The organism is Pseudomonas sp. GM24 (assembly GCF_000282235.1).
In the GTDB taxonomy this organism is placed as follows: Bacteria; Pseudomonadota; Gammaproteobacteria; order Pseudomonadales; family Pseudomonadaceae; genus Aquipseudomonas.
The window spans coordinates 1-1,150 of the sequence record NZ_AKJR01000361.1; the positions used below are offsets into that span (position 1 = coordinate 1).

Below are 1,150 nucleotides of genomic sequence, written 5' to 3' on the forward strand. Positions count from 1 at the left end.
GCAGGCTGCGATCTTTTGATTTTGGTTTTCAAAGGCAAGGTCAAAAGATCGCAGCCTGCGGCAGATCCTACAGCGTAACTAGTCATGCTATTTGTATTTGCAATCAAGATTTATAGCTGATTAATCGTTTATTTCAACAATAAAGACAGACTAATTGGTTGGGCAGGCATTGCCGAAGGTCGGCTGGTCGTGCGCACCACTGCACTTTTTCGCAATCAGCGGCTCTATCCATGGCCAGGATGCGGTGACTCCCGCCGCACAGGAATGTGCCTGTTCGAGATTTCATGCCGAGAGCTTTTGCCCTGATCGCTACTTTTTTCCGCCGCCCGTGCCTGTTGCTGGCGTGTTTGTCGTTGCTGTTTTTCAGCGGTTGCAGTCACCAGGACGGCAACGGCTTCTTCAATCAGATGCGTGAAGGGAAGCCGCAGGAGTTCCTGCAGACCAGCGTCGACCGCATGGCCACGCTGGCGATGCGCGACAACCTCAGCAGCCTCTATCGCTTGCAAGCCAAGCTGTACCTGCGCAACCCGGACGAGCTGCGCAAGTCAGGCTTTCTCAACATCCATGCCGCTGTGAAGCAGGTGCGGATGGCCGTAGAGCAGCAACAGCCGCTGCCGGTGTTGGGTGGTCGAAAGGATCTGGCGGCGCTGAGCTATGCGATGAGCCCGGAGTTTCTCGGTGACCGCGTCGGCGCGTTCATCTATGCCATCGGCAGCATGCTGGTCACCGCCCATGGCAATCGCACCGAGTTCTATATGACGGACGCGATCAACCCGACGTTCGTTCACAACGCCGCACGCAATATCGAAAAAGCCACGTGGATCTTGTCCCAGCGACAGAACAAGGAAGGTCAGCCGCTGCTGTTTTCCAATGAGATCTCGGAGGAGGGCAGCAACCTGAGCTTCGCCACCGAGTTCGGCAAAATCGTTGCGCGACTGGATCTGATCACGCAGATGCTTGATGAGCGTTACCGGCGGATCGGTCTTAACTACGCGCAGAGTTTGTTGTTCCTGAATTTCTTGCCGGTGCAGTGAGTTCGGTTGGGGCGGTGATCATCAATGCAGCACAAAACCTGTGGGAGCTGGCTTGCCAGCGATGGCGGTGGGTCAGGCAAAACTATGTTGCCTGGCCTGGCCTCATCGCTGGCAAG

General features: G+C 55.7%; 1 protein-coding gene. It reads left to right on the plus strand.

Annotated elements, in window-relative coordinates:
- Positions 1-284 precede the first annotated feature (284 nt).
- Positions 285-1,034, plus strand: coding sequence for a hypothetical protein (locus PMI23_RS28360; protein WP_007918675.1), 750 nt, complete (start codon positions 285-287; stop codon positions 1,032-1,034).
- Positions 1,035-1,150: the final 116 nt, after the last annotated feature.

What these genes read in the sequence shown, in the direction of transcription:
- PMI23_RS28360 (WP_007918675.1), top strand. Translation starts at nt 285, where the DNA reads ATGCCGAGAGCTTTTGCCCTGATCGCTACTTTTTTCCGCCGCCCGTGC.